This window comes from Comamonas flocculans (assembly GCF_007954405.1).
Classification (GTDB): Bacteria; Pseudomonadota; Gammaproteobacteria; order Burkholderiales; family Burkholderiaceae_C; genus Comamonas_C; species Comamonas_C flocculans.
The window spans coordinates 166,489-190,956 of sequence record NZ_CP042344.1 but is presented as its reverse complement, the minus strand read 5'-3'; the positions used below and the strand labels follow the sequence as shown (position 1 = coordinate 190,956).

Annotated in this window: 23 protein-coding genes and 1 pseudogene; 9 read left to right on the top strand and 15 right to left on the bottom strand. The window is 63.6% G+C overall.

Annotated features, from left to right (window positions below; all coding sequences use genetic code 11):
- Window positions 1-8: 8 nt before the first annotated feature.
- From FOZ74_RS00880 to FOZ74_RS00820, 13 genes are all read right to left on the bottom strand, one after another.
- Window positions 9-482, bottom strand: a complete 474-nt coding sequence (locus FOZ74_RS00880; protein WP_146911223.1) for a cytochrome c — start codon at window positions 480-482, stop codon at window positions 9-11.
- Between the two features lie 48 nt (window positions 483-530).
- Entirely contained in the window at window positions 531-1,730 is a 1,200-nt protein-coding gene (locus FOZ74_RS00875) for a lipid A deacylase LpxR family protein (protein WP_146911222.1), read from the bottom strand.
- Window positions 1,727-2,593, bottom strand: coding sequence for an LOG family protein (locus FOZ74_RS00870; RefSeq protein ID WP_013519673.1), 867 nt, complete (start codon window positions 2,591-2,593; stop codon window positions 1,727-1,729). The genes FOZ74_RS00875 and FOZ74_RS00870 overlap by 4 nt, the downstream gene beginning before the upstream one ends.
- Entirely contained in the window at window positions 2,590-4,002 is a 1,413-nt protein-coding gene (locus FOZ74_RS00865) for an MBL fold metallo-hydrolase RNA specificity domain-containing protein (RefSeq protein ID WP_066708194.1), read from the bottom strand. The genes FOZ74_RS00870 and FOZ74_RS00865 overlap by 4 nt, the downstream gene beginning before the upstream one ends.
- Before the next feature lie 7 nt (window positions 4,003-4,009).
- A complete protein-coding gene (locus FOZ74_RS00860) occupies window positions 4,010-4,219 on the bottom strand; it encodes a YgaP family membrane protein (RefSeq protein WP_013519671.1) in 210 nt (69 codons plus the stop codon).
- Window positions 4,220-4,272: 53 nt separating this feature from the next.
- Window positions 4,273-5,424 carry an L-threonine dehydrogenase gene (gene yiaY / locus FOZ74_RS00855; protein WP_013519670.1) on the bottom strand — a complete coding sequence of 384 codons (1,152 nt, stop codon included), beginning with the start codon at window positions 5,422-5,424 and terminating at the stop codon, window positions 4,273-4,275.
- Entirely contained in the window at window positions 5,421-7,070 is a 1,650-nt protein-coding gene (locus FOZ74_RS00850) for an efflux transporter outer membrane subunit (protein WP_024539902.1), read from the bottom strand. Before FOZ74_RS00850 ends, yiaY begins: the two co-directional genes overlap by 4 nt.
- Window positions 7,067-8,185 (bottom strand): ABC transporter permease, encoded by a 1,119-nt coding sequence (locus tag FOZ74_RS00845; RefSeq protein ID WP_146911221.1) that lies wholly within the window; start codon window positions 8,183-8,185, stop codon window positions 7,067-7,069. The genes FOZ74_RS00850 and FOZ74_RS00845 overlap by 4 nt, the downstream gene beginning before the upstream one ends.
- A gap of 4 nt (window positions 8,186-8,189) precedes the next feature.
- Window positions 8,190-9,359, bottom strand: coding sequence for an ABC transporter permease (locus tag FOZ74_RS00840; protein WP_146911220.1), 1,170 nt, complete (start codon window positions 9,357-9,359; stop codon window positions 8,190-8,192).
- Complete coding sequence (locus FOZ74_RS00835) at window positions 9,356-11,128, bottom strand: ATP-binding cassette domain-containing protein (RefSeq protein ID WP_013519666.1); 1,773 nt, start codon at window positions 11,126-11,128, stop codon at window positions 9,356-9,358. Before FOZ74_RS00835 ends, FOZ74_RS00840 begins: the two co-directional genes overlap by 4 nt.
- Before the next feature lies 1 nt (window position 11,129).
- Window positions 11,130-12,128, bottom strand: a complete 999-nt coding sequence (gene hlyD / locus FOZ74_RS00830; protein WP_238526578.1) for a secretion protein HlyD — start codon at window positions 12,126-12,128, stop codon at window positions 11,130-11,132.
- A 69-nt stretch (window positions 12,129-12,197) separates the two neighbouring features.
- On the bottom strand, window positions 12,198-12,623 hold the full coding sequence (locus FOZ74_RS00825) for a hypothetical protein (RefSeq protein WP_425294492.1): 426 nt from the start codon (window positions 12,621-12,623) through the stop codon (window positions 12,198-12,200).
- Window positions 12,624-12,685: 62 nt separating this feature from the next.
- The gene (locus FOZ74_RS00820) at window positions 12,686-13,294 is read right to left on the bottom strand and encodes a TetR/AcrR family transcriptional regulator (RefSeq protein WP_013519663.1); all 609 of its coding nucleotides are present in this window, start codon (window positions 13,292-13,294) and stop codon (window positions 12,686-12,688) included.
- Between the two features lie 321 nt (window positions 13,295-13,615).
- Here FOZ74_RS00820 and FOZ74_RS00815 point away from each other — a divergent pair, with 321 nt between their 5' ends.
- The 9 genes and pseudogenes from FOZ74_RS00815 to FOZ74_RS00780 all read left to right on the top strand — a co-directional run bounded on the left by FOZ74_RS00815 (window position 13,616) and on the right by FOZ74_RS00780 (window position 21,655).
- Window positions 13,616-15,373, top strand: a complete 1,758-nt coding sequence (locus tag FOZ74_RS00815) for a PHA/PHB synthase family protein (RefSeq protein WP_015912935.1) — start codon at window positions 13,616-13,618, stop codon at window positions 15,371-15,373.
- Window positions 15,374-15,480: 107 nt separating this feature from the next.
- Complete coding sequence (locus tag FOZ74_RS00810; RefSeq protein WP_013519661.1) at window positions 15,481-15,924, top strand: hypothetical protein; 444 nt, start codon at window positions 15,481-15,483, stop codon at window positions 15,922-15,924.
- Window positions 15,925-15,934: 10 nt separating this feature from the next.
- Complete coding sequence (gene phbB, locus FOZ74_RS00805) at window positions 15,935-16,681, top strand: acetoacetyl-CoA reductase (protein ID WP_013519660.1); 747 nt, start codon at window positions 15,935-15,937, stop codon at window positions 16,679-16,681.
- Window positions 16,682-16,749: 68 nt separating this feature from the next.
- The gene (locus FOZ74_RS16180) at window positions 16,750-16,965 is read left to right on the top strand and encodes a universal stress protein (protein WP_255437707.1); all 216 of its coding nucleotides are present in this window, start codon (window positions 16,750-16,752) and stop codon (window positions 16,963-16,965) included.
- A gap of 43 nt (window positions 16,966-17,008) precedes the next feature.
- Window positions 17,009-17,314 (top strand): universal stress protein, encoded by a 306-nt coding sequence (locus FOZ74_RS16175; RefSeq protein ID WP_255437706.1) that lies wholly within the window; start codon window positions 17,009-17,011, stop codon window positions 17,312-17,314.
- Window positions 17,247-18,281: pseudogene (locus tag FOZ74_RS00795) on the top strand (bifunctional enoyl-CoA hydratase/phosphate acetyltransferase); the annotation flags it as partial. The gene FOZ74_RS16175 and the pseudogene FOZ74_RS00795, both read left to right, overlap by 68 nt.
- Before the next feature lie 109 nt (window positions 18,282-18,390).
- Window positions 18,391-18,945 carry a hypothetical protein gene (locus FOZ74_RS00790; protein ID WP_255437705.1) on the top strand — a complete coding sequence of 185 codons (555 nt, stop codon included), beginning with the start codon at window positions 18,391-18,393 and terminating at the stop codon, window positions 18,943-18,945.
- 51 nt (window positions 18,946-18,996) lie between these two features.
- Window positions 18,997-20,273 (top strand): IS3 family transposase gene (locus FOZ74_RS00785; RefSeq protein ID WP_432417467.1). Its coding sequence is split into 2 segments (ribosomal slippage): window positions 18,997-19,255 and window positions 19,255-20,273, totalling 1,278 coding nucleotides; the frame shifts between segments, so codons are not numbered across the junction.
- Between the two features lie 578 nt (window positions 20,274-20,851).
- On the top strand, window positions 20,852-21,655 hold the full coding sequence (locus tag FOZ74_RS00780) for a hypothetical protein (protein WP_146911219.1): 804 nt from the start codon (window positions 20,852-20,854) through the stop codon (window positions 21,653-21,655).
- Between the two features lie 179 nt (window positions 21,656-21,834).
- Here the strand turns inward: FOZ74_RS00780 and FOZ74_RS00775 are convergent, their stop codons facing one another.
- Complete coding sequence (locus tag FOZ74_RS00775) at window positions 21,835-23,523, bottom strand: acyl-CoA dehydrogenase family protein (RefSeq protein ID WP_146911218.1); 1,689 nt, start codon at window positions 23,521-23,523, stop codon at window positions 21,835-21,837.
- A gap of 278 nt (window positions 23,524-23,801) precedes the next feature.
- On the bottom strand, window positions 23,802-24,392 hold the full coding sequence (locus FOZ74_RS00770) for a TetR/AcrR family transcriptional regulator (RefSeq protein ID WP_146911217.1): 591 nt from the start codon (window positions 24,390-24,392) through the stop codon (window positions 23,802-23,804).
- Window positions 24,393-24,468 lie beyond the last annotated feature (76 nt).

The following is a 24,468-nucleotide window of genomic DNA, read 5'->3' as shown; positions in this document are numbered from 1 at the left end:
AATGCGTGTCAGCGACTCCCATAAAACTGTTCCACGAACGATTGTCGGAAGCTTTGGTGACAAGCGAGGCAGCTTTGTTGTGTCTTGGAGAATGCGGCGATAACGGCCTGGCCGTCGCCGCGCTTGGCGGCATCCCCCATGGCGCTCGCAGCGTCCTGGACCTGCCCGTCGAAACCCCGAAATTTCCCGGCATCCGTGCCAAGCCAGCCAAGAATGCGCATTTTTTCGCCCAGAGGTGGCTCGGCATGCTTGGCGATTTTGGGCGCCAGCTCGGCGACCAGTGTCCATTCCTCCTTGGAAATCGCACCGGTGACGGCTTGCATGTCACGGCCAAGTCTCTCCATGACGCTGCGCAGCGCCATCGGCTTTGCAGCGTCAGCGGACTGCGCGCTCAGTCCCGTGGCAACGGTGGCCAAGGCTACTGACAACGTGATCGTCAAAAGCTGTCGAGGGTTCAATAGATGACTCACGGGATTCTCCATGGAGGTTGTTGGTGAATGCTTCGCAGGCGGGCGCATGGCTTCGGGATTTCAAAATTCCATGCTCAACGCAATCGATCCGAAGGCGTGATGGCCGATCTGCTGGTCGAACTCGCGGGTTCTCCAGACGCGCATCCCGGCAAGCCGCACGCCATGCCCGGCAACAATCCATTGGCTGCTGATGCCAATGGCTGCCTGAGCGACCCAGGGTCGTCGACTGACGTGATGGCTGTGCCGAAACAGATTCCCGTCGAGCGAGAAATCCCAGGCAACGGCTTTGGCCTCCAGATTCAGGAATGCATGCGCTCCGGGTTTGGGCGCGCGCGCTGATTGAGGCTCTGTTCTGCGCAGGTCGGAAACGCCCGAGGGCGGGCGATTCTCCGCGCCGGGCCGAATCGGATAGCTGCCGAAGTCGTTCGGAATGTTCCAGCCCGCACGCAATTCCATGCCGGTGCTGGCTGCGGTTTCGATGTTTCCGATCCGCAGGGCATAGCTGCCGATCACGTCGCCGCTCCACCCCGGCCGGACGGCACCCTCTGTGTACGACTTGAACTTGCGCTCCATCGCCATCTGGAACGCGGGTTCGTTGCGCAACTGGTTGTCCCAGCCGCGAAAACGATCGATGCCCCGCACCCGATGCACCAGATCCTGCGATTGCTCCGCCAACGACCAGGGGCCAATCACGCCCAGGGTCAGTTCGCGCACGTCAAGCATTTCATAGCTGGCGGCCTGTGGGTGGACGCGGTGATTCCATGCCAAACCCAGGTACAGCAGGCCGGCGTACGGGCGATCGTCGGAAATCAGATCGGTGCGCGTCTTGTCCTCGGGCGTGTACATGGACTGGCCGAAGCGCACGACGATGTTTTGCGATGCCGATTGGGCGCCAGAGTCGCGCCAGAACTCGGGATCAGCCCAGCCGATGAAGCGGGTGTACCAGGCAATCGGTTGGGGCAGACACTCCGGGCGGAGCGCGCCTTGCAGATCGCGCGAAACCACGCTCAGCGCCACACCGTTGGTGTAGTTGCGGTCGGTGCCCGTGAACAAATCGTTCTCCAGGCGCAGGGTTCCACCTCTCCAGTGCAAGGCGTGCTCTGGCAGGCAGCGGGAAATACCATCCGAGGATGCGGGCTCCGCGCCACGGGCGGCAGTCGAGCCGAGTACCGCGCACGCAATCAGCGGCGTGATACTGCGCATCGACCATTGCGCATTGGCCTTGGACAGCCGCGCGTGAAGGCTGCCGATGCGCATCATGATGGCGCGCCATCTGTTGCCCTATCGACGTAAAAGCGTTCCAAGGCACCCATGATTTCCTCGGCTTTGTCGACGCAGGTAAACAAGTCGAGATCGGACGGCGATACGTAGCCTTCGTCGAGCAGAAGATCGAAATCAACGGCTCGGCTCCAGAAGTCGCGACCGACAAGAACCACCGGAATCCGTTGCATCTTCCCGGTCTGGATCAGGGTCAGCACCTCGAACAGTTCGTCGAGCGTTCCATAGCCACCGGGGAAGGCCACCAGACCTTTCGCATGCAGCAAGAAATGCATTTTGCGCAGCGCGAAATAGTGGAACCGGAACGCCAGCTCCGGACACATGTAGGGGTTCGGCGCTTGTTCGTGCGGCAACGTGATGTTGAGGCCGATCGAGCGAGCCCCGGCATCGAAAGCACCGCGATTGGCTGCCTCCATGATGCCGGGGCCGCCACCGGTGATGACGACGAAATCGCATCGTCCCTCCTGCTGGAAACGAGCAGAGATCAGTTGAGCGAAGCGCTGTGCCTCTTCGTAATAGCGTGCCTGTTCCACGCGGCGACGGGCCAAGACTAGTTCCCGCCCAAGCGTCGAATTCCCTGGCATGGTGCCCGCTCGCTGCTCCAGCACAGCGAGCCGGTCGCGTGCAGTGGCAGCATCGCTTACGCGCGCACTGCCAAACACCACCACGGTCGAATGCACGCCTTGCTCACGCAAGATGCGTTCGGGCTTGAGCAGTTCGAGTTGGAGACGCAGCGGGCGCAGATCGTCCTGGCCAAGCAAATCGATGTCTTCATACGCAAGGCGGTATGTGGGTGAATCGAGGATGGCGCGCAGGCGCTCGTCAGGATCAGCGGGCGGTGTCATCGCTCGACCACCAGAAAATCCGGCCACGGAACGACCCGGCCGCGCTCGGGCACCGAGACCTGCCAGCCAAGCTGCTGTTGCAGGAGTTCCGCCAAAGCCTGCGCGGCGGACGGCTCCCCATGCACTACAAAGGTTTGCTCGGGGGCTTGCTTGAAGCCTCGGGCCCAGGCCATCAGGGCTGGTTGGTCGGCGTGCGCCGAGAGCCCATCGACACTGTGGATCGCCGCGCGCACCGGAATGTCGTCGCCGAAGATGCGCACGCGCGCCGCGCCATCGACCAGTTGGCGGCCCAGTGTTCCCTGCGCCTGAAAGCCGGAGAACAGGACGCTGCATTCCTTGCGCGGCAAATTGTGGCGCAGGTGGTGCCGGATGCGTCCCGCGTCGCACATACCGCTGGCGGAAATGATGATCGCGCCCGAACGAATCTGGTTCAGCGCCATGGATTCGTCGGCGCTTTCCGTGAAATGCAGATACGGCAGGTTTTCGCCGCGCGCGTGCCACCCGGCCAAGCGCTTGGCCTGCTCGTCGAACAGCTCAAGGTGCTCGCGCGTGATGCGCGTGGCTTCCGTGGCCATCGGCGAATCAACGAATACCCTCGGTTGCCGCAGCCGCCCCTCGCTGGTGAGACGGTGCAGGTGGTACAGGACTTCCTGGGTTCGACCGACCGCGAAGGCCGGCACGATGACGTTGCCACCGCGTTCGAACAGGGTTTTCTCGACGATGCCGATCATCTCCTCTTCGGTTGCCGAAAAGTCCTTGTGCTGGCGGTTGCCATAGGTGGACTCGATGACGAGGATGTCGGCGTCCTCGATGGGTGTCGGGTCGCGCAATATCGGGCGTCCCGGCTGGCCAAGGTCGCCGCTGAATACCAGTTTTGTCGGGTAGCCGTACTCGGTGACCCAGACTTCGATGATGGCCGAACCGAGGATGTGCCCGGCATCGCGAAAGCGCGCGCGCACCCCGACCCGGGGCGCGAACTCCCGGTCGTATTCGATGCCTCGTACCTGCTGCAGGCATTCGCGCGCATCCTGCAGCGTGTACAGCGGCGGCAGCGGGTCCTTTCCGCGGAACCGCTTGGCACTGCGTTTTGCATCGCTCTCCTGGATGTGTGCACTGTCGGGCAGCATCACGCCCAGCAGATCAACCGTGGCGGGAGTGGTGTAGATGGCCCCTTTGAACCCGGCGCGGGTGAGTTTGGGCAATAGCCCGCTGTGGTCGATGTGGGCATGGGTCAGGAGCACGAAATCGATAGCTGCCGGGTCGAACGGAAATGGCTCGCGGTTGCGCGCCGCCGCCGCAGAGCCCCCTTGAACCATGCCGCAATCCACCAGGAAGCGCAGGCCCGCCGCCTCCACCAGGAAGCACGACCCGGTGACTTCGCGCGCAGCACCCAGAAATTTCAGTTTCATGGGATGCTCACTCGGGCTTCTTCTTTTGCATTGGACAGGTGTTCACGCCGAGCAGGCGATAGCCCGGACAGCGACCCGCCAGGCCGGTAATCAGCGGCATGATTCCGATGAGCCCCAGCCACCGCCATGGCGAATCCAGCCACAACGGCAAGCTGAGCAGGATCAGGCCGATGACGACGCGCGCGATGCGATCGAGGTTTCCTACGTTCGTTTGCATGGAGGCACTCCTTGATGGTGGGATAGAACGGGTTCGGGAAATCACGCCGACGGCTACATGGCCGCCGCGAAAATGGCACTGATTTCCTCGTGCGACGCCTGTATTGGATTGGTCAGTCCGCACGCGTCCTTGAGCGCATTGGTGGCCAGGGTGGGAAAGTCCTTGGCCTGAACGCCAAGCTGTGACAGCCCGTGGGGAATGCCGATGTCGGCGGACAATTGGCGAATCGCCAATAGGCACAGATCCGCGGCGGCCTCGTCGCCCAGGCCATCGGTTTTTTCCCCCATCGCGCGGGCGATGTCGGCGAGGCGTCCCGCAGCGACCTGCTTGTTGTAGGCCTGCACGTGCGGCAGCAGGACGGCGTTGCACACACCGTGCGGCAGGTCGTAGAAGCCGCCCAGTTGATGCGCCATGGCGTGCACGTAGCCCAGCGAGGCATTGTTGAAGGCCATGCCGGCGAGGAACTGCGCATAGGCCATCTGTTCGCGCGCTTCGACGTTTCGCCCGTCAGCCACCGCCTTGCGCAGCCATTGGCTTATCAATGCCACGGCCTTGAGTGCGCAGGCATCGGTGATCGGCGTGGCAATGGTTGAAACATAGGCCTCCACCGCGTGCGTAAGGGCATCCATGCCGGTGGCGGCGGTCAAGCTGGCGGGTTTGAGCAGCATCAGCTCGGGGTCGTTGACCGAGAGAATGGGCGTCGTGTGCTTGTCGACGATCGCCATCTTCACGTGGCGCGCCTCGTCGGTGATGATGCAAAAGCGCGTCATTTCGCTGGCCGTTCCAGCCGTGGTGTTGATCGCCACCAAGGGCAGCTGCGGCTTGGCCGACTGGTCAAGTCCCTCGTAGTCCTTGATCGTTCCGCCATTGGCAGCGACCAATGCGATTCCCTTGGCGCAGTCGTGCGGCGAACCGCCGCCGAGCGAGATGACGAAATCACAATCGTTGTCGCGCAGTTGCTTCAGCCCATCGGCCACGTTCTTGGTCGTCGGGTTGGGCTGCACTCCATGAAAAACCAGGGTATCCACGCCGTGGCTGGCAAGAAGGTCGCGCACGTTGCCGACCAGTCCGAGACGAACCAAGGGAAGGTCGGTCACGATCAGCGCTTTCCTGAAGCCATAGGACTGGATGGCCTTGGCTGCATCACGAAGACAGCCCGCGCCCATCAGGTTCACGGGCGGAATGAAAAAGGCGGTGGTGGTCATGGCTTGGCTCCTTCGGTTGGCCTGTTGATGATCAAGTGAGTAAGGGTTTCGCGTTCCGCGCTTTGGCTTGTGAGGTGTTCCGTCGCGGCGGCGCTTGCAGGCATGCCGGAGCGACTTGCACGAGGCGTGGGTGCGGCGGCGCCTGTAGGCGAATGGGCGGCGCTTGGCGTCATGTTGGATACCTCCCAGCCGCCCCCGAGCGCCTTGTACAGCGCCACCAATTGCACGGCGGCGCTGGTATGCGCACGTGCGGCCGCAGTCTCGGCTTCGTGCAGGCTGCGCTGGGCGGCCAGCAGCTCCACCAGTGCAACATCGCCCGCGGCGTAGCGAGCCTTGGCGTAGCCGTAGCTGGTTCGTGCCGCATCCAGGGCCATGGCACGGCGCTCCAACGTGTCCAGCCCGCCGTGGTAGTCGCCCAGCGCACGCTCGGCGTCACCCAGCGCCGCCAACACCGCCTGCTCATAGGCCAGCGCCGCCTGCTGCTCGGCGGCCTCGCGTGCCCGAATCTCGGCACGCACGCGGCCACCATCGAACAGACGCCAGGAAATCAGCGGCAGGATGGAAAACCGTGAACTGGATGCATCGAACCAGTTGCCCGTGCTGAGCGCCTGAAACCCGCCGCCGACACCGATGGAGAGCTTGGGGAACAGCTCGGCCGTGGCCACGCCGATGTCGGCAGAACTCGCCGCCAGACGCCGTTCCGCGGCCAGCACGTCAGGGCGGCGGCGCAGAAGATCAGCACGTTCGCCCACCGGCAGGGCCCGCAGCGTGCACGGTGCCAAGGGGCCGTCGAGCAATGCCAGTTCACGCTCCGGTGGAGCGCCCAAGAGCACGCCCAGGCCCAGCACCGCGGCGCGCTGGCGGGCCTGGATGTCCGGCAGCAGTGCGTTGACGGCAGTCCACTGCGCATAAGCCGCCTCCACATCGGCGGCGGATGCGTCGCCCAATGCATGCCGCAGGCGCACCAGCTCCAAGGTCTGCTGCAGCGTATCCAGCGTGGCTTGTTGTGCATGCAGTTCGTATCCAGCACCAACGGCGGTGAACCAGGTGCGTGCGACCTCGGCCACGATGCGCATGCGCACACCCTGTGCTTCGACTTCGGTGGCTTGCAGGCGGGCGCTGGCGCCTTCCAGGGCGCGGCGCTTGGCGCCGAATAGATCGGCCTCCCAGGCCGCATCGAAGCCCGCATCGTAGATGGTCTGGGTGGCGTCCATGCCGGGAATCGAGCCCACGGGCAAGGGGCCGTTCTTGCTTTGCCCGCGTCGGTTCACGCTGGTGCCCGCGCTCACGGTGGGCATCTGGTCGCCAGCCACGCGGTCGCGCAGGGCGCGCGCCTCGTCGATGCGTGCCGCGGCTTGGCGCAGATCCAGGTTCTGTGCCAGTGCCGTGCCCATCAGGCGGTCAAGGATGGGGTCGTCCAACGCGGACCACCAGCGGGCCAGGTCCGCGGACTGCGATTCGCTCGCCAGAGGCAAGGTCCAACCGCTGCCGATGTCCACAGGAGGCGGCTCGCGGTAGTCGGGGCCCACGGCCGCACAGGCGGTCAGCAGCACGCAGGACAGGGCCAGCCCGAGCGGGCGCAAGCGCCTGGACGCCGGCGGTGCGGCTGGCGTGCGCGAGGAGAGGTGGCGGGTTTTGGTTTTCATTGCAGGCGTCCTCGGACGAATACGGTGGCCATCGTCAGCGTGGCGAGGGCGATGAGCGCCAGCGGCCAGAGGCTGGCGAGAATGTCGCCGGGCGGCATGGCCTTGAGGAAGCTGCCTTCGACGATGATGAGGAAGTGGGTCAGCGGAATGGCCTGGGCCAGCCACTGCAGGACGAGCGGCATGTTTTCCACCGGCGTCGCAAAGCCCGACATCAGCACCGCCGGCACGCCAATGGCGAACGCCCCCAGGATGGCCTGCTGCTGGGTCATGCTGACTGCGGAAATCATCAGGCCGATGCCGACCACCGACAGGATGAACAGCACCAGGCTGGCGAGCAGCAGCGCGAACGAGCCGGTGAACGGGATGCCGAACAGGAACACGCCGGCGCTGATCATGAACAGGCCCAAGAGCGTGCCGATCGCCAGCGCAGGCAGCGACTTGGAAACAATGATCTCCGGCGTCGAGGTGGGCGATACCAGCAACTGGTCGAAGGTGCCCAGTTCGCGTTCGCGCGCGATCGACAGCGAGGTGATGAGCAGCGCGCTGAACAGCGCCAGGATGCCCGTGAGCCCAGGCACGATGAACCAGCGGTAGACCAGGTTGGGGTTGAACCAGTGGCGCACGACCACGGGCGTCGGCGCCTGCGCGTCGGGCACGACCTCGGCCCCAACGTCGGCGGCGATGGTGGACAGGTAGGCGACGGTGATCTGGCCCGAGTTGCTGCGCCGGCCATCGACCAGAACCTGGGCGCGGCCGCTGTCGCCGGCGGCGATGGTGCGCGAGAAATCCACGGGAATGGCGAGCGCGGCGATCACCTGGCCGCGGTCGATCATCTCGTGCAACAGCCGCTGGCTGTCCACGTGCCGCACGTGGGTGATGAAGCGGGCGCTGTCCAGGCGCTGCACCAGCTCGTGCGACCAACGCCCGGCGTCCTGGTTGTAGACGGCGATGTCGACGTTGCGCACTTCCAGTGTGGCTGCAAAGGCGAATACCAGCAGTTGCAGGATCGGCGGTACGAATACCACCATGCGGCTGCGCGGGTCGCGCAGCACGCTGAGCACTTCCTTGATGAATTGGGCGCGCAGGCGGGTGAACGAGAAGGCAGAGGTCAACATCGCGTCACTCCAGGTTCTTGCGCGTGGCGCGCTTGGCGATCAGGAAAAACAGCGCCCCAATCGCCGCCATGGCCGCCAGGTTGGGCAGGAAGACGGCCCAGATGTCGCCGGCCAGGAACACGGTCTTGAGCGAATCGACGAAGTAGCGCGCCGGAACCGCCCGAGTGATGGCGCGGATCGGCGCTGGCATCGCATCGATCTCGTACAGAAAGCCTGAGAGCATGAAGGCCGGCAGAAAGCCCGTGAACAGGGCGATCTGCGCCGCCAGGAACTGGTTGCGCGCCAGCGACGAAATCAAGAGGCCCTGGCCCAGCGCCGGCACCATGAACACCGCCGACAAGAGCAGCAGCGCCGCCAGAGAGCCGCGCATCGGCACGCCGAACACGAACACGGCTAAGGCCGCCGCGCCCAGCGTGGACAGCATGCCGAGCACGAAGTGCGGCAGCAGCTTGCCGATCAGGATTTCGGCCACCGACGCGGGCGTGGACAGCACCGCTTCCATGGTGCCGCGCTCCCATTCGCGCGCCACCACCAGCGCGGTCAGCATGGTGCCGATGATGGTCATGACGATGGCAATGGCCCCGGGAATCAGCGCGCGACGGCTTTCCAGCTCGGGGTTGAACCAGTAGCGTGGCTCCAGCACGACGGATTGCGCGGGTGCCGCGACATCCAGCCCGGCACGCCAGGTCTGCACCACGCCGCGGGCGTAGTTCTCGACGTAGTTGGCGGTGTTGGGATAGGAGCCATCGGTGATGATTTGCACCAGCGGTTCTGCTCCGCGCTGGGCCACGCGCTGCTCGAAATCCTGCGGAATGACGACGTAGCCGCGCAGCGCACCGGAGACGAGCTGGTCTGCCACCTCGCGCCGGTCGTGGGCGAATTGCGTCTTCAAGAAGCGGGTGCCCGAGAAGGCAGCGGCCAGCGACTGCGCCGATGCACCGGGCGACTCCAGCACGACGCCGACGCGGACCTCCTTGGCATCCAGCGACACCGCATAGGCGAACAGCAGCAGCAACACCACCGGCAGCACGAAGGCGATCAAGAGCGTCGAGGGGTCGCGCAGCGCCTGATAGCTTTCCTTGGTGACCAGGGCCATCAGCCGCCGCAGGTCAAAGCGGCGCAAATCGCTCGGCTCCAAAGCAGCCCCTTCCTTGCGTTGTGCTACAGCGTTCATGCGGCGGCCTCCATCTCGCGGTCGGCAGATTCCACCAGGTGAATGAAGGCGTCCTCCATGGTCGGGTCGGGGTGTTCGACATTGGCTGCGGCGCGCTTGAGCGCATCGGGCGTGTCCAACGCGATCAGGCGTGCGCGCGAGAGCATGGCGACGCGGTCGCAGTATTCGGCCTCGTCCATGAAGTGGGTGGTGACCATGATGGTCACGCCCTTGCGCGCCAGGCCGTTGATGTGGGTCCAGAACTCGCGCCGGGTGATCGGGTCCACGCCCGAAGTAGGCTCATCGAGGAACAGCACGGGTGGCCGATGCATGAGCGAGCAGGCCAGCGCCAGGCGCTGCTTGTGCCCCAGCGGCAGGGAATCGGGCGTGGCGGACAGCCACTCCCCCAGATCGAAGGTCTCGATCATCTCGGCAATGCGCTCGCGCCGGGTGTTGCCTTCCAGCCCGTAAACGCCGGCCGAAAATTCCAGGTTCTGCTGCACCGACAGCAGACCGTAGAGCGAGAATTTCTGCGCCATGTAGCCGAGCCGGCCCTTGGCTGCACCGGTGGCGCGGCGCAGATCATGGCCCACCACATGCGCTTCACCAGCAGTGGGTTTCAACAGGCCGCACAGCATCTTGAAGGTGGTGGACTTGCCGGCGCCATTGGGGCCGAGCAGACCGAAGATTTCGCCCTTTTGCACCTCGAAGCTGACCTGGTCGGTGGCGGTGAACTCACCGAAACGCTTGGTCAGATTGCGGCAGGAGACGGCTATTTCGGAGCCCAGTTCGACCGGTGACAGCCGTTCGGCCAAGGTTGAGGTGCCGCCGGGCCCGCCGCCGAGCAAATCGATGAAGGCATCTTCAAAGCGGGCGGGTACCGGCGCCAGCGCTACTCGCGCCCGATCAGCCAGCGACTGGATTTGGCTGACCTGCGCACCTTCGCGCAGCACCACCCGCACCCCGGCGCCCTGGATCACTCCGTCGCTCACGCTCTCCAGATCGAGTGCCTCGGTCAGAACCGCCCGGCGCTCGGCGCCGACGTTTTCCAGGCGAAAGCTGCGGCCTTCAAGTTGCGCGGTGAGTTGCTGCGGTGGACCATCGAACAGGAGCTGCCCCTGGTTCAACAGCAGCACGCTCTCGCAGCGCTCGGCCTCGTCGAGGTAGGCGGTGGACCAGACCACGGCCATGCCCTCATCGGTCAGTGCCTGCACCATGCGCCACAAATCCTGCCGGCTGACCGGATCGACGCCCACGCCGGGCTCGTCCAGCAGCAGCACCTTGGGCCGCGCCATCAGCGCACAGGCCAGCCCCAACTTTTGCTTCATGCCGCCGGAGAGCTTGCCGGCCAAGCGTTTGGTAAAGGGCCCAAGCCGCGTGAAGTCCAGCAACTCGGCAAACAGATCGGCATTGCGATCCGCGTCCATGCCGCGCAGCTGCGCATACAGGCGCATGTTCTCCATCACCGACAGGTCTTCGTACAGGCCGAAGCGCTGCGGCATATAACCGCTGGCGACATGGATGGCGTCGTTGTCCTTGACCACGTCAAAGCCAGCCAGGGTGACGCGACCGGCGTTGGGCACCAGCAGGCCGGTCAGAATGCGCATCAGCGTCGTCTTGCCGGCGCCGTCCGGGCCGACCAGGCCCGTCAGCCGTCCGTAGTGGATGTGCGCGCTCAAGCTGCGCAGGGCCTGCACCTTGCCGAAATGCTTGTCCACCCCTTCGATGACGACGGCGGCAGCGGCGACAGCGCTTGCCGGCGTGGCGGCCATGGCGGTGTCTGCCTGCATCTCAACGCTCCCCCGCGCGCGCGCCGGAGACCGGCTTGGCATCGACCGCGATCGTCACCGGCATGCCCTGGCGCAGGGCGGCATCGCTGTCGGCCTCGTCGATGACGATGCGCAGGCGGTACACCAGATCCGTGCGCAAGTCCGTTGTCTCCACCGTCTTTGGCGTGAACTCGGCGCGCGGCGAGATGAAGCCGACCTGGCCGCGATAGACCTTTTCCCCGGAATCGCTCCTGACGTGCACCACGGTGCCCGGTGCGATGCGGCCCAGATCCCGTTCGCCCACGTAGGCGCGCACGTACACGGGCTTGTCCAGACTCAGGCTGTAGACCGTGCTCTGGCTGGCCACCATGCTGCCGGGCTCGCGCACCCGCGCGATGATGGTGCCGTTGCTGGGTGCCGTCAGTTCGGTGTCCGCCAGGGAAGTGGTGGCTTGCGCCGCGGCTGCCTGCGCGGCTGCAAGGCGAGCCTGCGCTGCCTCAATGTCTTCCTTGCGAAAGCCTTCGGATGCCTGCGACAGGGCGGCCTTGGCGGATTCGACACCCGCGGCCGCCTGATCCCTGGCAGTGCGTGCGGCATCGACCGTGCGCTGGCTGCTGGCGCCCGACGCCAACAGGCTGCTCTGGCGCTGGAAGTTGCGCTCGGCGTCAAGCGCCTGCGCCTGCGCTTGTCTGAGCGCCTCGCGTGCCTGGGTGATTTCCTGCGGCCGCAGGCCGCGGCGCAGCTTGGCCAGCTCGGCCTGGGCCACCTGCACCTGGGCTTGCGCGGCTGCAAGGGCGTCTTGATATGGCTGCGCGTCGAGCGTGGCCAGGCGCGCGCCGGCGGTGACGACATCACCCTCATCGAAAGTCATTTGCGTGATGCGCCCGGGCTGGCGGAAAGCCAGTTGAACCTCACGGATGTCGACGTTGCCATAGAGGCGCAATGCATCCTGGTTGTCATGGCCGCGCGTGAACCAGAACGCCAGTGCACCGCCAAGGGCGAGCAGGGCAACAATGATCACGGCCCAACGGGCTTTTCTTGTAGGGAGGTTCGGAGTTGTCATTGATGGGTTTCCACTGGAAAGAGATGCTCAGTGCTCGCGCGTGGTCGGTGCATGCGCTGTTGATCGACGCCAAGCCATGGCCGCAATGCCAACCCACACCAACGTACGCAGCGTCATGGCAATGAGCGTGCGCCGCTCCCAAGCGCCGTCCAGCGCCACATGCACTCCGAAGGCCAGGAATACGAGCGCCGTTGCCACCGCGATAGCCATCGACATCCATGCGGCCCAGCGCCGGCGCATCCACAATCCGGCGCCAGCGATGACGTAGGCAAACCCGGCCAGGAAGTTGAACCAGAGCACGAACGGCACGTAGCTTCCGGCTGCGGCACGCGCCGCGCCGTCAAAAAACAGAACGGCGCCGCCTTCCCTGATGGTCAGCAGACCAAATGCGATGGCAATCAGGGCGATCACACGCATCCAGATTCCGCGCCCGCTGTGTGCAGTCATGTTCATGGCCCCCGGTTCTTTGGAGGGTTTGCTGGATCGTCGTGCCGCTTGTGGACTGGACGGGCGCTTCATGTGCCGCTTTCGATGCCACGGCGATAGATGGCGAACACGGCGGGCGCATCGCGACGAATCCGGCTGACCTTGCCGGCCAGCAAGGACTGCATGACCAGTCCCTGGATCGTGCCGATGAACAGCACGGCGGCGGCGTCCACGTCCAGCTCCGCGCTCAGCTCGCCCTGCGCCTTGCCCGCTTCCATCAGGCGACGCAGGCGCTGCTCGTACTGGCGGATCAGGGTTTGCACCATGCGCTTGGCGAGCGTTTCGCCAGAGCGCTGCAACTCTCCGAACAACATGCGTGGCACGCCCGGGTGCTTGGACACGAAGTCGATGTGCGTGATGAACATCGCTTCGAGCGCTGCGGCGGGAGATGCGGCGCCCTCGGCCGCCTTGTCCACGCTGACCAGAAGACGTTCGCCGACCCACGACATCGTGGCTTCCACGATGGCTTCCTTGGTGGGGAAGTGGCGAAACAGCGCGCCCTGTGTCAGGCCCATTCGGTCGGCAATCGCCGTGGTCGTGATCTCGGCCGGGTTCTGCTCGGCTGCCAGATCAACCACGGCTTGCACTGTGGCCGCACGCCGATCTTCGGCGGACAGGTATTGGGGGCGTTGACTCACGATTCGGACTCCATGTAGTTAGTGATCTATTACTATCGTAACACGCAAAATGACCATGATGCAAGATCGGAAACTTGTCGGGTGAGGCAGGACTGTGGGCCCTTTCCTGGGGAGAGCGGATCGGTCAACTTGATGCAACTCAAGAAGCTGTATGGCCTTCCAGACAGATCGAAAAGTGCTTGATCGTCGGACTGCAGCATCAGCAGCGGTAGTGATTGAGCTTTGGGTGGCTGAAAAATTTGGCGCCCCTGCGGAAGGCTTGCAACTTTTCCTGTAAGCGATAAGATAGTAATATGTTACTCGCTAAATGAAGGGTTGGAGATGAGCAACGTCGCAACACACGGCAAGGCCGATCTGGCGCAGCCCGAAGCCTGTCGCCCTGACACCCTGGATACGCTTGCGAACGCCTGGCGGGCGCGCAGCACGGGTGGGCTGTCACCGGCGGCCGGCCTGCTGGCCTGGTACGACTGGGCGTTGCACCTGAGCCTTTCACCAGGCAAGCAACGCAGCTTGATCGAAAAGGGTTTGCACAAGCAGCAGCGCCTTGCGCGCTATGCCTTGCGCGTTGCCAGTGCGCACGACTGCCCGACCTGCATCGAACCGCTGGAGCAGGATCGGCGCTTTGCCGCCCCGGCTTGGCAGCAGTGGCCCTTCAACGTGATTCACCAGGGCTTTTTGCTGCAGCAGCAGTGGTGGCACAACGCCACCACGGGCGTGCGTGGCGTGTCGCGCCATCACGAGAACATGGTCACTTTCGCCGGGCGGCAGTGGCTGGACATGTGGTCGCCTTCGAATTTCATCTGGACCAACCCCGAGGTGCTGCACGCCATCACGCAAAGCGGGGGCGCAAACCTGTGGCGCGGCGCCATGAACTTTCTGGAAGATGCAAGGCGCCTCGCGCTCGACGATGCGCCTGCAGGGGTCGAAGGGTTCGAGGTCGGCAAGGACGTGGCGGTCACCCCAGGCAAGGTGGTGTTTCGAAACCACCTGATCGAGTTGATCCAGTACTCACCCACGACGCCGGATGTGCATGCGGAGCCGGTACTGATCGTGCCGTCCTGGATCATGAAGTACTACATCCTCGACCTGTCGCCGCACAACTCGATGGTGAAGTACCTGGTCGATCAGGGGCACACGGTGTTCATCCTTTCATGGAAGAACCCGACGGCGGCCGATCGTGACCTCGGCCTGGAGGACTACCGCTGGCTGGGGGTCATGGACGCATTGGATGCGGTCACGGCCATCGTGCCCGAACGCAAGGTGCAGGCGGTCGGCTATTGCCTGGGCGGCACCTTGCTCGCGATCGCCGCCGCCGCGATGGCGCGCGATGGCGACGAGCGTCTGCAAAGCCTGACGCTGCTGGCATCGGAGACTGATTTCCGCGAGTCGGGCGAGATCGCGCTTTTCATCGACGACAGTCAACTGGCATGGCTGGAAGCCGGCATGTGGGACAAGGGCTATCTCGACGGCAAGCAGATGGCTGGCGCGTTCCAGATGCTCAACTCACGCGACCTGATCTGGTCGCGACGGGTGCGCGAATACCTGTTGGGTGAGCGTCAGACCTTCAATGACCTGATGGCCTGGAATGCCGACGTGACCCGCATGCCGTACCGCATGCACAGCGAGTACCTGCGGCGCCTGTATCTGGACAACGACCTGGCCGAGGGGCGCTACCGCGTCGGCGGGAGACCCGTGGCGCTGGCCGACATCGAGGTGCCCATGTTCATCGTCGGCACGGTGCGCGATCACGTCGCCCCCTGGCCGTCCGTGTACAAGATGCACCTGCTCAGCGATGCGGAACTGACCTTTGTTCTCACCAGCGGGGGGCACAACGCCGGCGTCGTCAGCGAGCCGGGACACCCCCGGCGCAGCTTCCAGATTGCGACCCGTGCGGCCGGCGATCGCTATATCGATCCGCAACTGTGGCGTGCCGAGACCCCGATGAACGAAGGCTCCTGGTGGCCGGCATGGCAGCAATGGCTGGCCCAGCGCTCTGCCGGGCGCGTCGCGCCGCCTGCCATGGGCGGGACGCAAGCACCGCTTGGCGATGCGCCGGGAACCTATGTGGCCATGCGATGACAGGACAAAACATCGCCAAGAATACACCCTCAACTTTCATCGGGCCGTTGCGCAGCCATGGCCTACACCCGCCCCGGAGGGGCACATCATGACCGTGGAGCATTGACATGAACAGCGAACTGCCCATCCAACTCTACAAGGCCAATGCCGAGTTGCAGCTTCAGATCACCCGCTTGCTTCAAGAAAGCGGCCACCACTGGCTCGAAGCCATGCAGCAACTCAGTGCCGGTGGCGTGCTGGAGACCACCTCGCGCATCCAGAACCTCCAACAGGCAGCGGACTGGCAGGCGCTTGCCACCTTGCCGTCCGAGGTGTTCTGGCGCCTGTGCCAAGGCCGTATGGGCGACACACAGGCGGTCGGCCGGGCTGCTGCCAAGAGCCAGGCGGCATTCGCCGATGGCCTGCGCGAAGCGCTGACCACCTGGCAGGCATCTGTCTCCGAGGTATTCGGCGCCAGCGGCGGCACAGCCTCTTTCGCGCAGTTTTTTCAGCAATGGACGCAGCCCTGGACTGCGCCAGGCGCCGCGCCTCAGGGCAAGGCCAAAAAGTGAGGAGGCGCATATGAGCAGTTCGGGACGAACCGCCCTGGTCACTGGCGGCAATCGCGGCCTTGGCGCGGCCATTGCCCGCGCGCTGGACGACGCGGGCCACCGCGTCATCATCACGCACACGCCCGGCAACGAGAAGGTCGCCGCCTGGCTTGACGCGCAGGACACCAAAGGCTACCGGTTCACGGCCTACGGCGTCGATGTCGGCGACTGGGAATCGACCCAGGCCTTGGCGCGTCAGATTCAGGCGGACGGCCACCACGTTGACATCCTGGTGAACAACGCCGGCATCACCCGCGACGCGACCCTGCGCAAGATGGACAAGGCCGGCTGGGACGCCGTGCTGCGCACCAACCTGGACTCCATGTTCAATGTCACCAAGCCATTCATCGATCCGATGGTGGAGCGTGGCTGGGGGCGCATCGTCAACGTCTCGTCCATCAACGGCAGCAAGGGTCAGTTCGGCCAGACCAATTACTCGGCGGCCAAGGCTGGCGTGCATGGCTTCACCAAGGCGCTGGCGCAGGAGGTGGCACGCAAGGGCGTGACGGTCAACACCGTCTCGCCGGGCTATCTGGCCACCGAAATGGTGATGGCGGTGCGCGAGGACGTGCGCCAGAAGGTCATCGAAGCGATTCCGGTGGGTCGCCTCGGCCAGCCGGATGAGATCGCGGCGCTGGTGGCCTTCATCGCCAGTGACGCTGCTGCTTTCATGACGGGCAGCAACGTGGCGATGAACGGTGGCCAGCACATGTCATGAGTCGGGAGAGCCCGCAGCCCTTGCGGGCGGTTTCCCGCGCGGCAGTCAGCGCCTCCCGGAGGAGTTCCATGTATTCCCGATTTCTGGTGCCGCTGGACGGCAGTCCCACATCCTTCCTGGCGCTCGATCATGCGGCAGAACTGGCACGCCTGAGCGGCGCCACCGTGATCTTGCTGCATATCGTCGAACCAACCCGCCACAGCACGGGTTTCGAACGTCCCGAGGTCTACCATCAAGGATGTCCGCCCACGCTTCCTCAAAGCCGGCCAGACGTTGCTGGATGAGGCTGCGAGTCGGCTCCGCCGGGAAGGAATTGCCACAGAGACGGTGCTGCTTGAAAGCGGCACCGAACGCGTGTCGGAACAGATCGCGCATCAGACCGAGATCAACGATTGCGACCTGGTCATCCTGGGCACCCACGGACGTCGCGGCATGAACCGGCTGCTGCTGGGCAGCGATGCGGAGCAAGTAGCGCGCATCGCGCCAGTTCCGGTAATGCTGGTGCGCCAGTCGAGCCGAGATGGTGGCCCGCCATCTTCAGCCGCACGGGCGCCAGTGAAGGCCAGCGACAACATCGGTACGTCAGGCTGGCGTTCAACTGGCGCAAGCAAGGCAAAGAAATCACATGAATGAACAAGCCCCTGAGGGCGTTCGCGCCGATCCTCCAAGTGGTGTCGAGCGTCTTATCGCCCATGTCAAAACCATGGCCCCGGTTCGCACCGCGGTGGTGCACCCTTGCGACGCGCTCAGCTTGGGGGGTGCCTTGGACGCGCGCGATGCCGGCGTCATCTCGCCAGTATTGGTGGCGCCGCTCGCCAAGTTGCGTGCCGTTGCGGCCGACACGGGGTTGGAACTGGGAGACAGTGAGGTCGTCGATGTGCCGCACAGCCACGCCGCAGCGGCCACCGCCGCCCGGCTGGCTGGCAAGGGCGAGGTGCAGGCGCTGATGAAAGGCAGCTTGCACAGCGATGAGTACCTGGGTGCCATCCTGGCGCCCGAAGCCTGCCTGCGCACCGAGCGCAGATTGACGCACTGCTACATCATGCAGACGGCCAGCTACCCACGGCCCTTCATCATCACCGACGCCGCCATCAATATCGCTCCGACGCTCGAAATCAAGGCCGACATCGTGCGCAACGCCATCGACTTGGCGCGCGCCATCGGCATTGCCGAGCCCAAGGTGGCGATCCTGGCGGCGGTCGAAACCGTCAACCCGCGCATGCTTTCAACCCTGGATGCTGCGGCACTGTGCAAGATGGCCGATCGTGGCCAGATCACCGGAGGTGTGCTCGACGGGCCACTGGCCTTTGATAACGCCGTCTCTCCCGATGCCGCGCGCGTCAAGGGCATCAAGTCCGCCGTGGCCGGGCAAGCCGACATCCTGGTCGTTCCCGACCTGGAAAGCGGCAACATGCTGGCCAAGCAACTGGAATACATGGGCCAAGCCGATAGCGCGGGGATCGTGATGGGCGCGCGCGTGCCGATTGTGCTCACCAGTCGCTCGGACTCGCGCCGCACGCGAATAGCTTCATGCGCCATTGCACTGATCTTGGCGCATCGCCAGCGTGCTTTTGTTCAGGGCGAAGGGAGCCGCGTATGAAATGCAATTTCACGGGCAATGTTCCGTTCGTTTCAGGTAATGATTCTGCAGTGCCGGTACGCAGCTCTCGATCGTGAGGCATATGCTCCTTGCATCTCTCTGGCGTTGGTTGATCGTGATCACCGCCGCGTTTGCACTTGGTGGTTGCGCGGTCGTCAGTGAATTCAAACCTTCTGTCGCTGTACGCGCGATGACGCCGGATGAATACGTTGCCCTACGACGCGGCGATCTCCTCGGCAGAGGCAAACTCAGCGCACCGACCTTGCAGACAATCCGCGTGACCGGGCTCGATGAGCGAGTTTGCGCAACGAACACCTCGCTCACTTGCATCGAGGCGTTGACCATGATGAAGGACTTGGACGGCGAAACGAGGCTGTCGGCACTGGCTGAACTCTGGTTGCAGCATGCCATGTCGATCTCGACGGCAGTCCCAAATAGTCGCATCGTTTCTACTTCCGCCTGGATCGAGACGGCTCGGCACGCTTACGCGTATCTCTTTTTCACCAGGCGCTCGCCCGGCGAGCGCGCGTTTGAGGAACGGCAGACGCAGGTGCGCGATTGGTACAACTATGCGGTGCAAAAAACGGTCACGCAATTGTTTGGCCTACAGCACCAAGCACTTCGTGCACATGCTGGCGAAACCAAAGCGACATTGTGGACTTGAAGTTGCCCCTTTTTCACGGACACCTTACCGTTTGGATCAAAGGAGTCCGCAATGCCCAGAACCCGCCCGCCGTATCCAGCGGCATTTCGACAACAAATCCTGGAGCTCGCCCACTCTGGGCGCACGCCCGCTGAGCTCTCGCGTGAGTTCGGCGTCACCGCACAGACCATCTCCAACTGGGTGGCGCAAGACGCACGCGATCACGGCACAGCACTGCCCGGCAAGGAAGGCCTGAGCACGGCCGAGCGTGAAGAGCTGGTACGCCTGCGCCGCAGGCTGCGTCAAGTGGAGCAGGAGCGCGATATCCTGGTAAAGGCTACGGCCTGGTTTGCCGCCAGACACGACAAGACGTTCACCGCGTCTACGAACTCATGAGCGCAAACCAGGCCGACACCAAGAGCCGTTTCCCCCTACGCACCATGTGCCGGGTGCTGGGTGTGTCCAGCAGCGGTTACCACGATTGGCTGGGGCGCCGCCCCAGTGCCCGGCAGACGGCCAACGCACGTCTTGCCGAGCAAATTCTCCAGGTGCATCAGGCGTCAGACGGCACCTACGGCATGCCACGCGTGCGCGCACAACTGAGGGCCGAAGGCCACAGCGCCAGCCGCAAACGCATCGCCCGGCTGATGCGACAAGCGGGGCTGCGCGGCGTGAGCCGGCGCAGGAGCTTTGTGGTGACGACCGAGGGCGATAAACGTCAACGCCCCGCCCCCGATCTGGTCAACCGGCGCTTTCGCGCCGACGCACCCAACCAGCTGTGGGTGGCCGACATGACCTACGTGCCCACCTGGACGGGGTTCGTGTACCTGGCCATGGTGCTCGATGCCTTCAGCCGCAAGGTGGTGGGCTGGGCCATGGGTGAGAGGATGACGGCCGATCTGGTGATCTCGGCGTTGAACATGGCGCTGCATATCAGGCGCCCGGATTCGGTCATTCATCACTCCGATCAGGGCAGCCAGTACACCAGCATTGCCTTTGGCAATCGTTGCACAGAGATGGGGGTGCGCCCATCCATGGGCACGGTGGGCGATGCGTATGACAACGCCATGGCAGAGAGTTTCTTTGCCACGCTCGAGTGCGAACTGATCAATCGGCGCAGCTTCAAGACCAAGGCCGAAGCCAGGACGGCGCTGTTTACCTGGATCGAGGGCTGGTACAACCCGCGCCGGCTGCATTCGTCCCTTGGCTATCTCTCCCCCATCAAATTCGAGGAGACATTCGTGGCGAACAACGATCGCGCCCCCAGCACCGGGTTACCCACCGCGGCTTTGCGTTCGTCGCAAGCGACGCACGCCGCCGTGGATAACCCTGCACCCGAGACGGCTTGAGAATCAAGCCAATACCTGTCCGTGGGATGGGGTCAAGTCCAGCACGCCGCCGTGGATAACCCTGCACCCGAGACGGCTTGAGAATCAAGCCAATACCTGTCCGTGGGATGGGGTCAAGTCCAAGTCCAACTTCAAGTCCAAGTCCATTCCTCATACCGGCTCTCTGTAACCGAACGGTTGGAAATCCGTGTGCAGGGTCACGGTCAACGTTACATGCTCAGTGCAGAGGTTGCTACACTAGTGCCGCTAGCGCAGTTTTCTGTTCCAATTCTGTTCCAGTTCCGCCGTTTGGAAGACGGTAGAAATCAATGGAAATGGGTGAAAAACGACGCTTTCACTAGGAACAACCATCGCGAGGTGTGGCTCCTGGAGTGATAGGTTATGGTTCGGGACGTAGAGGCCGGAGGTTCGAATCCTCTCACCCCGACCAGAATTTCCTTGCCAATCAAGGACACAAGAGCCCCTGACTCAGGGGCTTTCGTGTTTCTGGCGCGCCCTGGTGGCACTACGGTGGCATTTCTCGCCCTTCGTGCCGTCGACGTGCAGGAAGAGCACACTGGAACAAACTAGAGGCCAGGATGGCAACCGCTGGAAAGAAGCTACAGACCCATCTCGTCGCGCCTACGCTCATCACGACGCTACTGTCCGCTTTCCCTGAGGAGGAGGTCTCTGTTCAGGCGCTGTTGCGTGCTGGCGTCTTGTTTGGTGTGACTGAGCGGGGAATCCGCGTCGCGCTGGGGCGCCTCTCGGCCGAGAAGAAGATCCAGAACACGTCCCGCGGCAACTACATGAGTGCGCGCCGTACTGGCACTGTGCACCGTGCGATCGTCGACTGGCGCCCCGCCGAGATCCGGATTGTCCCTTGGGATCGCAGCTGGCTCTGCATGCTTGGCGCCGCTGTAAGCCGGGGTGAACGAACCCAGTTGAACCGCCATGAGCAGGCACTGAGATTCAGGGGCTTTCGAGAGCTGCTCCCGTCGTTCTGGGTTCGTCCGGCCAATTTGAGGGCGGGCTTGGGCGTCCGCGACGAACTGTGCCAGCTTGGTCTCCATCCTCATGCCCACCTGATGGTCGCTTCCGAGTTTGAGAAGGGATTGGACACCAAGGCCAGAAAGCTGTGGAAGCCAGAGCATCTGGAAAAGAAGTACGCCAGCAATGTGAAGATGCTGGAAACCAGCATGCAGAACCTCAACAAGCTGACTGCTGAAGACGGGTTGGTCGAAACCCTGACCTGCGGCCGCGCGGTCATCCGCGACATTGTCCTGGACCCTCTTCTGCCCCAGGAGCTGGTGGATGTCGAACTGCGCCGGTCCATGATTGAGCACATGAAGACCTATGACGATATCGGCCACAAGCTTTGGCGGAGCTTTCTCTTCTCTTGATGCTGCTGCGGCTCGCTTCTGGCTTGAGCGCCCGATTTGCAACGGGATCGAGAGGCAAGTCGATGGCGCCAGCAATGCTCGCCATCGGCTTGGTCAAAACGGCTCTGGCCATGAACAGCGGGTGCTTTTCTCGTCGATGCAATCGGCCGGGGTGAGCCAATTGGATTGAGCCGGCACTCTCAGGCAGCCTGCTTCATCCCTGCGTCGCTGGCTTCGCAGGGTAGAGAGCGCTCCAGAATCTCGACAGCGGACGTGCCGGAGAAATTTGTCGTGCCGTAGGTCAGTTGTGAGCGAGCTCCAAGGCGGGAGCCAGCAAAGGCGTCGGCCATGAAACCTGGCGAGTGCTGACGAAGGAGTGAAAGCTGCAGTGCAACTGCAAGACGCTCCGTCAGCTCGCGCCCCAGGCGTTCGTCGGCAAGGGCGTCATCAATCAAGGCCTCCATGTCGCGCACAAGCGACGCGGACAGGCGGTCGCCCTTCAGCCCGGCCTTCAGCTCGTTGACAAGTGCCTCACGCGTGTGGGGTTCGCGGCGCAGTGCACGAAGAACGTCCAGGCAGATGACATTGCCAGAGCCCTCCCAAAGGCCGTTCAACGGCGCTTCGCGGTAGAGGCGAGCAGTGATGGTCTCTTCGACGAAACCGTTGCCACCGATGCTTTCCAGGGCCTCGGTCACGAAGTACGGAGTGCGCTTGCATACGAGGTACTTGGCCGCAGGCACCAGAATGCGAGCCAGCAGGCGTTCTGATTCGTTTTTCTCGGCCCTGTCTGTAGCTTGTGCCGCGCGCATGGCCAGAAGAGTAGAAGCCTCGCTTTCGATGGCCATGTCAGCCAAGGTGGATTGCATGAGCGGCTGCGCAGCCAGCAGACGTTTGAACGCTCGGCGATGGCGCGTATGGTTGATGGCTTCGGTCAAGGCACGACGCATGATGCCGGCCGAGCCCAGCGTCACGTCCAACCGCGTCAGATGGCCCATTTCGAGAATCACGGAGATGCCCTTGCCTTCGGGTCCGACCAGGTAGCCGCGGGTGTTGTCGTACTCGATTTCGCTGGACGCGTTCGAGCGGTTTCCCACCTTGTCCTTGAGCCGCTGGATGTGAAACGGGTTGCGGCTTCCGTCTGGCATCAGGCGGGGAACCAAGAAGCAAGAGACCCCATGCTCGGTTTGTGCCAATGTGAGGAATACGTCGCTCATGGGAGCGGAGCAAAACCATTTGTGACCGGTGATACGGTATTCGTTGCCCAGGTCGCTACGGCCAACCGGCACTGCATAGGTACGGGTGGCGCGCAGGTCCGAACCGCCCTGCTTCTCCGTCATGGCCATGCCGATGGTGCAAGCTGCCTTCTCGTACCCCGGAATCCGGCGGGCGTCATACCCGGGCTCGATGATCTTGGGCTCCCAGAATTTCGCAAGCTCGGGCTCCTTGCGTAGCGCCGGCACGGCCGCAAAGCTCATGGCCAGCGGACAGCAGACACCGTTCTCCGCCTGGTGCCACGTGTAGGCCATGGCGGCTCGAGCAGTGTGTGCTCCTTCTCGGCCTTCGGCAAGCCAGGCGGATGAGTGCACTGCAGACTCGTAGCTCATTTGCATGAGCTCGTGCCACGAAGGATGGAAGTCGACGACGTCGATGCGATGACCTTGCCGGTCATGGCTACGCAACTCGGGCTTGTGATCGTTGGCGGCCTTGGCCAACTCTTGGACATGCTCGCTGCCTGCCTGTGCGCCAAGGGCATCGAGGCGTTCACGGGCCCATGCGGCACCTGTGCGTTGCACGGCCTGCTGGATCGCGACATCTGCCTTATACAGATTGCCGGTGAATGTGGGGGATTGGTTGGTAGGCTCGCGACTCTCGGAAGGGGACAACTGCATCTGGGCTCTCCTGGTTGGCGGCTGCGCTCATTTGAGTTCAACAGATTGTCTCATATTTTAGAGTTTCATAATTTTATATGAGACATATATGGTCTTGATCCCAGGGTTGGCCTGACCCCTGGACAGCCTCGTTGACGCCGGCCTGACAGGCGGCGGAAATACTTCCGCCAACGCTCCATGCCCAGCAGCATTGAAGCGTTGAGTTGATACCAATTTGCGAGCACTTGAGTCACACCCGTCATGCGCGGAGCCGATACCGGATCGTTGTCCGGCTCTCTTCAGGCTCCGCGCTCTGGCCAGGTGGAAAGCGCCTGCTCGGCAATGGCTTCCAGCTTTTCTCGGCTGAAGCCGGCCTTGGCCTGGACAGCGATCCCGTGAAGCACGGTGCAGACGTAGGCGGCCAGTACCGCCGCGTCGGCAGCTTCGGGCAGATCTCCCTGTTGTCGGGCCCGTTCGAAGCGCTCGCGCAGCGCTGCCTCCCCGTCTGCGCGGGCTTGCACCAGGGCGCGCCGGATCGGCTCCGCGTCGTCCGAGCCCGCTAAATCGCCAAGGACGCCAAGACATCCGGTGTGGTCCGGATAGCGGGTGTTGAGTTCGGCCGCGCTGTGCAGGATGTGCGCTGCCACCTCTCGCGAGGTCGGCAACTGCAGCGCTGCAGGAATGAAGTCCAGATAGTGCTCGTAATAGCGCTCGAGCGCTCGGCGAAAGAGCGCCTCCTTGTTCCCGAACGCCGAATACAGGGCAGGCCGTTCCACGCCGGTCGCCTCGGTCAGGTCGGTGTACGAGGCCCCCTGGTAGCCCTTGCGCCAGAAGACGCAAAGCGCGGCGTCAAGCGCTTCTTCCACATCAAATTCGCGAGGGCGTCCCATCAGTCCAGTCCCGTGACTTCCAAGTTTGCTCGTCGGTACGAAGTCTCTTGACAACTATCATACCGATCGTTATCAT